This is a genomic window from Bacteroidales bacterium (assembly GCA_014860585.1).
Lineage (GTDB): Bacteria > Bacteroidota > Bacteroidia > Bacteroidales > 4484-276 > RZYY01.
In genome coordinates, this window is record JACZJL010000170.1 from 1 (window position 1) to 7,287 (window position 7,287).

General features: G+C 43.2%; 6 protein-coding genes and 1 pseudogene. 6 read left to right on the forward strand and 1 reads right to left on the reverse strand.

Going from position 1 to position 7,287, the window contains the following annotated elements; genetic code table 11:
- Nucleotides 1–84 precede the first annotated feature (84 nt).
- Nucleotides 85–843 (forward strand): MCP four helix bundle domain-containing protein, encoded by a 759-nt coding sequence (locus IH598_16295; protein MBE0640076.1) that lies wholly within the window; start codon nt 85–87, stop codon nt 841–843.
- On the forward strand, nt 840–2,279 hold the full coding sequence (locus IH598_16300; GenBank protein ID MBE0640077.1) for a TrkH family potassium uptake protein: 1,440 nt from the start codon (nt 840–842) through the stop codon (nt 2,277–2,279). The genes IH598_16295 and IH598_16300 overlap by 4 nt, the downstream gene beginning before the upstream one ends.
- 12 nt (nt 2,280–2,291) lie before the next feature.
- Here the strand turns inward: IH598_16300 and IH598_16305 are convergent, their stop codons facing one another.
- The gene (locus tag IH598_16305) at nt 2,292–3,095 is read right to left on the reverse strand and encodes an RNA methyltransferase (protein ID MBE0640078.1); all 804 of its coding nucleotides are present in this window, start codon (nt 3,093–3,095) and stop codon (nt 2,292–2,294) included.
- Between the two features lie 120 nt (nt 3,096–3,215).
- On the opposite strand from IH598_16305, the gene IH598_16310 reads away from it, so the two are divergent.
- From IH598_16310 to IH598_16325, 4 genes and pseudogenes are all read left to right on the forward strand, one after another.
- Nucleotides 3,216–4,112 (forward strand): class I SAM-dependent methyltransferase, encoded by an 897-nt coding sequence (locus IH598_16310; protein MBE0640079.1) that lies wholly within the window; start codon nt 3,216–3,218, stop codon nt 4,110–4,112.
- On the forward strand, nt 4,109–4,999 hold the full coding sequence (locus IH598_16315; GenBank protein ID MBE0640080.1) for an RluA family pseudouridine synthase: 891 nt from the start codon (nt 4,109–4,111) through the stop codon (nt 4,997–4,999). Before IH598_16310 ends, IH598_16315 begins: the two co-directional genes overlap by 4 nt.
- Nucleotides 5,000–5,817: 818 nt before the next feature.
- Entirely contained in the window at nt 5,818–6,060 is a 243-nt protein-coding gene (locus IH598_16320) for a hypothetical protein (protein MBE0640081.1), read from the forward strand.
- A pseudogene (locus IH598_16325) lies at nt 6,060–6,470 on the forward strand (type II toxin-antitoxin system VapC family toxin). Before IH598_16320 ends, IH598_16325 begins: the two are co-directional and overlap by 1 nt.
- The last annotated feature ends 817 nt before the right edge of the window (nt 6,471–7,287 follow it).

The window sequence follows — 7,287 nt, forward strand, 5'->3', positions numbered from 1 at the left end:
ATACATTTGCGCCTTCAATCCTAACCTTTCCAGGTTAAGAGTCGTTCCTTTAATCTAACCTATTGTAATTCAATATATCATCACATGAAAATTCGATTAAAGATTCTGTCCGGGTTCCTGGTTATTGTGGCCATGCTCACCATTGCCGGGGGATTTGGCATCTATGAATTCAGAAGATTAAGCAATTCAGTAGAGTCAATACTAACTGATAACTATGCCAGCATTGTAGCTTGCAATAGCATGCTGGAAGGCCTTGAGAGAGAAGATAGCGGGATTCTTCTTTTCATGATGGGGCAGCATGAATTGGGTAAAGTAACCATCCTTGATGGGGACTCTATTTTCAAAAAATCGTTGCAATCGGCGCGAAACAACATCACCGAAAAGGATGAAGAAGTATACATTGAAGAAATTTCTAAAAAGTATGAGATCTATAAGAAGTATTGGGAATACCAGGTTGCGAATGAGCAGGAAACCTTTGATATGGATTGGTTTTTCCAGAATGTACATTATAGCTTTAACGATGTGAAGACCGCGGTTAAAGGTTTAATGATGCTCAATCAGACGAGCATGTACAACGAAGCTTTTATGTTACGTGAGAAGGCACAGCGTGCTGTGATGCCAGGCTTTGTTGCTGTTGTGGCTGCATTGATCTTTGCAGTACTTTTTAACTTTTTCATCAACCATTATTTTGTTTCGCCGATTCTCCGCCTGATTCGGGCCATAAACCTTTATCACCCATCGGGCAGGGAGTTGGATGCGAAAATTGAAACGCAGGATGAGATAAAAACGCTTGAGGAGGCAGTGCGCAACATGATTCTTAAATTCAACAGAAAGATGATATGAGATTTCCGGTTGTCATACGTCAGATTGGAGCGGTGCTGATGATTAATGCATTGTTCTTGTTTATTTCGTTCATTATTTCCTGGTTCAATGATGAAAGTTCAGTCTTTCCGCTGCTTTACAGTTCACTTATTGTTTTGATTTTTGGTATTTTCCCCTTGATTTATGTTCCGTCCTTCAAATACCTGACTTTGCTCGAAGGCATAACGATCATCGTTTTTGGCTGGATTACCACCTGTATTGTCGGAATGCTACCCTATATCATGTGGGGCAGTGAATTCACCCTGATAAATGCCTGGTTCGAGAGTGTATCTGGATATACCACCACCGGATCAACCATTCTGAACGACATTGAGGCGCTGCCAAATGGGCTGCTGTTCTGGCGATCGGCAACGCACTGGATCGGTGGAATTGGCGTGATTGTCTTTGCTTTGCTGATTTTACCGCAACCCGTGACATCAAAGCTGGTGCTGGTGCACAGCGAAATTTCGGGTATCGCAAAGAGCAACTTCAGAACCCGAGCGACGCAAACAGTAAAAATCCTTGCCGTTGTTTACATTGGTCTTACGTTACTTCAAACCGTATTTTTGATGCTTGCCGGTATGGGAATTTTTGATGCTGTGAACCATTCATTTGCAACCATTGCAACAGGAGGGTTTTCAACAAAAAACACAAGTATTGCTTATTACGACAGCGTTTTGATTGAGGTCATCATTATGGTTTTCATGGTGCTGTCAGGACTTCATTTTGGGTTGATTTTTTCCACTTTGACCGGTAAGAGGGAAAACCTTTTCAATAGCGAAATTGTCAGGGCATTCATCATTGTACTTTTTATAGGTATTGCATTAACCACGTTAAAACTGTGGCTTACTGGTTATGGCAATTTCTGGGATTCGCTCCGGGTTTCCTCTTTTCAGGTTATTTCGGTGGGTACTACAACCGGTTTTGCTACTGCCGATACTGCCGGGTGGCCGGTATTTACTATTCTCATCCTGACCTATTTTACCATCCAGTGTGCCTGTGCAGGATCTACATCAGGTGGTTTAAAGTTTGACAGGGTGTTAATGTTTTTCAAAGCAATCATACTTCAGATCAAGAGCATGCAACATCCCCAGGGAGTTTTTCAACTTAAAATCAACAAACATTCTGTGGAAGAGGGTGTTGTTTCCAATGCTATGGTATTTATACTTCTTTACTTATTCATCATCTTTTCGACGACACTGATTATTTCCTTTATGGATGTTGACATCATCACTTCTTTTTCGGCTTCAGCGACGACCATTGGGAATGTCGGCCCAGGGTTTGGCGGGGTAAGTTCAATGGGGAATTTCAATGGATTGCCGGCAATGGCGAAATTCATACTCTCCCTGAATATGCTGCTGGGACGACTTGAAATATTCAGCATCATTTCGCTGTTTTTTATCAAGTCATGGAAATAGGTTTCATAAGTTTTAAACCCTAAACCCTCTTTGCCTCCTTGCCTCAAACACAACAATGGCAGCAGTTGTCGACACATTGAGCGAATCAGCCATTCCACGCATCGGGATAATGATGTTTTGGGTGGAATGATCAAGCCATGTGGATGACAGACCTGTTGATTCGGTTCCCATCACAATAGCCGAGGGCTCCTTGAAATCGATGGTTTGATAAGGCACAGATGCAGTGAGCGCCGTACAAAAAATAGCGATTCCATTGGTTTTCAGCAGCTCAATTACCTCGGTTGTATTTCCGGTAAAAACAGGGACAGTAAAAAGACATCCGATGGAAGAGCGGATCACATTGGGATTATAAATATCGGTTTGCGGGTCGCACACGATCACCGCATCCACACCGGCAGCATCGGCTGTGCGCAGAATAGCTCCGAGATTCCCCGGTTTTTCTACCGATTCGAGAACAATTAAAAGTGGATTTTCCTTTAAAACCAGTCCATCAAGGGTATGTTTGTGCTGTCGGGCAGTTGCAACAACCCCACCCGTGCTGCCCCGGTAAGTTATTTTCTCATACAATTCAGGGGTGATGGAGAAAATCTCAGCAGCCAATCCGGCTGATGGCTCAACTTCTGAGGGTGAAATCATTTCAGGGCAAAAAAAGACCGAAGTGATCTGGTAACCTGCAGCCAGCGCACGTTCTATCTCCAACCGTCCTTCGATAACAAACAATCCCAGTTCGCGGCGGTGACGGGGCTTTTGCAGTTGAATCAGGTTTTTTATTTTCGCATTTTGTGCACTTGTCAACTGTTCTTTGATCTTCAACATAAACTCTGCATTTTGATTTCAGCCCCAAAAGTAGGATTCTTTGCGAACTCTTTTTTCAACAATTCCGGTTAGGATCAGCCGTTTTGTTACTTTTGACGAAGGTTTTTTATTGGAAAAAGAATGATTCAACTACTTCAACCTGACCACTGGACTGACTATGAGCTGCTCGACTGCGGCAATTTCGAGAAACTTGAGCGCTTTGGTAATTATGTGCTCATCAGGCCGGAGCCACAGGCGATCTGGGAACGAAAATGGCCATCAACAAAATGGGAAGAGATGGCACATGCCCGGTTTGTCAGAACGAAAAAACAGAATTTTGACCAGGACGAAAATGCTTCCGGCGGCTGGACTATGCTGAAAAAAATGCCGCAGCGCTGGAACATCATTTACAACAACAGTAATTTTGAAATTAAACTGAAACTATCGCTCACTTCCTTCGGGCACATTGGCGTTTTCCCGGAGCAGGCCTGCAACTGGGATTATATTTATCATCAACTGAAAGAAAAACCGGGTGAACGGAAATCTGTACTCAACCTTTTTGCTTACACCGGGGCGGCTTCGCTGGCGGCTCGTGCTGCCGGCGCCGACGTCGTCCACCTGGATTCGGTGAAGCAGGTAGTGACCTGGGCCAACGAAAACATGGAATTATCAGGACTTGACAACATCCGGTGGGTGGTGGAGGATGCGCTTACTTTTGTAAAAAGGGAAGTGAAAAGAGGAAAAAAATACCACGCGATCATCATGGATCCGCCGGCTTACGGAAGAGGACCAACAGGCGAAAAGTGGACGCTTCAGACCGGCCTCCCGGAGATGATGGACGCAGTCGCTAAACTTTTACACACGGAATGCAGTTTCTTCGTGCTCAATCTATACTCGATGGGTTTTTCATCACTCATAGGGCGCAACATGGCCGATCAGGCCTTCCCGGGAATACCAAAAGAATCCGGAGAGTTTTATCTTCATGCCAAAAGCGGCGTGGATCTGCCATTAGGAACATTTTTACGATTTTCGATATGAATAAATTCAAAGCAAAAACTTCAGGCAAGTTGCTGGATGTGCTGAAAAATCATTTTCCCCAGACCTCAAACCAGACCTTGCGTAACATGGTTAAGCACAACGACGTTACACGAAACGGACAACCGGTGCGACATGCCGGCGAACTGATCAGCGAAGGGGATGAAGTGGTGTTGAAACCCATCCCAGAGAGCGAAACCTGGCGGTTGGGCAAACGAACTGTCAATGTTATGTTTGAGGATGAATGGCTCATCGTGGCTCATAAACCGGCGGGCATCCTCACCAGCGGCGAGTCAACGGCAGTCACCCCAACATTCGTCAAAATGCTCAACGATATTCTGCATCAGAAACTTGGCAGACACCAGCGGCTTTGGGTAGTTCACCGGTTAGACCGGGAGGTGGAAGGGTTGGTGATGTTTGCCAAAGAAGAGAAAATCCAGATGGCGCTTCAGGATAACTGGAAGTCGGTGGAGAAAAACTACCTGGCCATCACCGAAAAAAAACCGCCCTCAAACGAGGGGGAGATCACTTCCTGGCTCAAAGACGGCTTGAAGCAGAAAGTCTATTCCTACGACCACGAAATTCCGGAATCCAAATGGGCGGTCACCCACTTCCGCTTTATTAAACCAATCGGGAAGTTTCATCTGCTTGAAGTCAGCCTTGATACCGGCCGTAAGAACCAGATCAGGGTACATCTTTCTGAGCTGGGTTGCCCGATAGTCGGCGACTGGAAATACGGCGCCGACAAATCAATTGTGCGCCAGATCAGGCTGATCGCATGGCGGCTCGCTTTTACCCACCCGGTAACCGGCGAACGGATTGACCTCGAAGCCAAAGTCCCCAAAAGTTTTTACTCGATTTCGGAAACGGAAGATGAGAAGTATAAGTAAGGTTTTTGTTGGTAGGATATAACCCTGACAGGTCTGAAAGACCCTGACAGGTTGAGTTTCGGTTAAAATCAATGGTCTGATTCACCCCGTGAATCGAATCAAACACCCACCAAGCCAGCAACTGCAGTAGGATTTACAAGCCATTCACGGGGTGAATGATCTTCATTAGAAGATTCTCAACATTTATCCTTGCAAATAAGGTGAATAAGTTTGATTTCCCGATGGTTACTCAATTCTACTAAGGTTGGAGAAGGAAAATAAGGTTTTCAATTTTTTGAATGTTGATTTTCCGGAGAGACAAAACCTTATCCAAAAACCTAACCTTAGTAGAGAGGATGAATTCAATTGAAAAACAAAACCTTATTACCTTATTGATCTTTGCATCGAGGTTTTAGAATCCAGTAACCTGTCAGTGTGTGCAGCTCCTGACAGGGTTTGCGTGTTAATAAAACCCTGACAGGTCTGATAGACCCTGACAGGTTGAGTTTCGGTTAAAATCAATGGGCTGATTCACCCCGTGAATCGAATCAAACACCCACCGAAATTGCAACTGCGGTGGGCTTTACAAGCCATTCACGGGGTGAATGATCTTTTGCAAAAAGTGATCCTTTGCTCTTCCCATTAACTGCTTAGGCAACTGTTCAAAGCCAGTCACTACATGATTTAATAGGGACTGAAGTGGCAGAAATCTTCTGACTTTTAGCTTAGGCCCAGAACTTTTGACTGCAATAAAAAGCAGCAACAATTGCCATTAAAATTTTGCTGACAAACCGAAATCCTCAAAAAAAACAAAAAGAGTACTTTTGTAAAAATTGAACATTATGAGCCTTACATTAACAAACAGCACGATAGATAAATATTTTGGATTCCTTTCAAAACTGGACAATACCTCGAAGAAAAAACTCATTCGTAAACTGACTGAATCCATTGAAATTAAAGATAATAAAGAATTTGACCTGCGCGAACTGTATGGCGCCTGGACAGACTCAAGGGATTCAGATGAGATTATTTCCGACATCAGAAGTTCAAGAATTGAAAAACATATTGCAGCCGAATTCTAATGAAATACCTGCTCGACTCAAATATCTGCATTCATTTTTTTCGGGGAAAATTTGGCATCATTGACAAACTGGAAAAAATTGGTTTAACTCAATGCGCAATTTCCGAAATTACTCTTGCTGAGTTGACTTTTGGCGCTTAAAATAGCGATAATCCACAAAAAAACCATAAGGTCATTGATCTTTTCGTTGAGCATATAAAAATTCTTCCCATTTACGATGTTATTCATTTTTATGCAAAAGAAAAGTCCCGATTGCGGAAAACGGGAACCATGATCAGCGATTTTGATCTGTTGATTGGCTGCACAGCGGTTGAAAAGAATTTGATCATGGTAACAGAAAACCTGCAGGAGTTTGAACGGATAACAAATATTCAGATCGAAAACTGGATTGATAGAAAAATGGTGAAATGAGGTATTTTACATTTTCGTCTTAGTACTGATCATACCGCTCAAAGAGATGCAATCACTCCTAAACCCTGTCAGTGTGAGTAGCTCCTGACAGGGTTTGCGTGTTAATAAAACCCTGTCAGGTCTGATAGACCCTAACAGGTTACCCTGACAGGTTGAGATTCGGTTAAAATCAATGGGCTGATTCACCCCGTGAATCGAATCAAACACCCACCGAAATTGTAACTTCAGTGGAATTTACAAGCCATTCACGGGGTGAATGCTCTTCATTAGAAAATTCTCAGCATTTAACCCTGGAAATAAGGTGAATAAGGTTGATTTCCCGATGGTTACTCAATTCTACTAAGGTTGGAGAAGGAAAATAAGGTTTTCATCATTTGAAGGTTGATTTTCCGGAGAAGGAAAACCTTATCCTAAAACCTAACCTTAGTAGAGAGGTTGTATTCTATTGAAAAACAAAACCTTATTACCTTATTGATCTTTGCATCAAGGTTTTGGAAAGACAATTTTCCCGACATTGCGCTTAAGCTCCAGCCTGAGGCAAATCTGTTTCTGCCAGTCATGCAATGGTATCCCGAGTTGGGGGAAGGTAATCGCTAAATTGTCTGATTCACCCCGTGAATCGAATCAAACACCCACCAAGCATGCAACTGCGGTGGGCTTTACAAACAATTCACGGGGTGAATGATCTTCATTAGAAAATTCTCAGCATTTAACCCTGGAAATTGGGTGAATAAGGTTGATTTCCCGATGGTTACTTAATTCTACTAAGGTTGGAGAAGGAAAATAAGGTTTTCAATTTTTTGAATGTTGATTTTCC

Excerpts from the sequence above, each read along its gene's own strand:
- IH598_16305 (MBE0640078.1), bottom strand. The coding sequence starts at position 3,095 with ATGTTGAAGATCAAAGAACAGTTGACAAGTGCACAAAATGCGAAAATA.
- IH598_16300 (MBE0640077.1), top strand. The coding sequence starts at position 840 with ATGAGATTTCCGGTTGTCATACGTCAGATTGGAGCGGTGCTGATGATT.
- IH598_16315 (MBE0640080.1), top strand. The coding sequence starts at position 4,109 with ATGAATAAATTCAAAGCAAAAACTTCAGGCAAGTTGCTGGATGTGCTG.
- IH598_16295 (MBE0640076.1), top strand. The coding sequence starts at position 85 with ATGAAAATTCGATTAAAGATTCTGTCCGGGTTCCTGGTTATTGTGGCC.
- IH598_16310 (MBE0640079.1), top strand. The coding sequence starts at position 3,216 with ATGATTCAACTACTTCAACCTGACCACTGGACTGACTATGAGCTGCTC.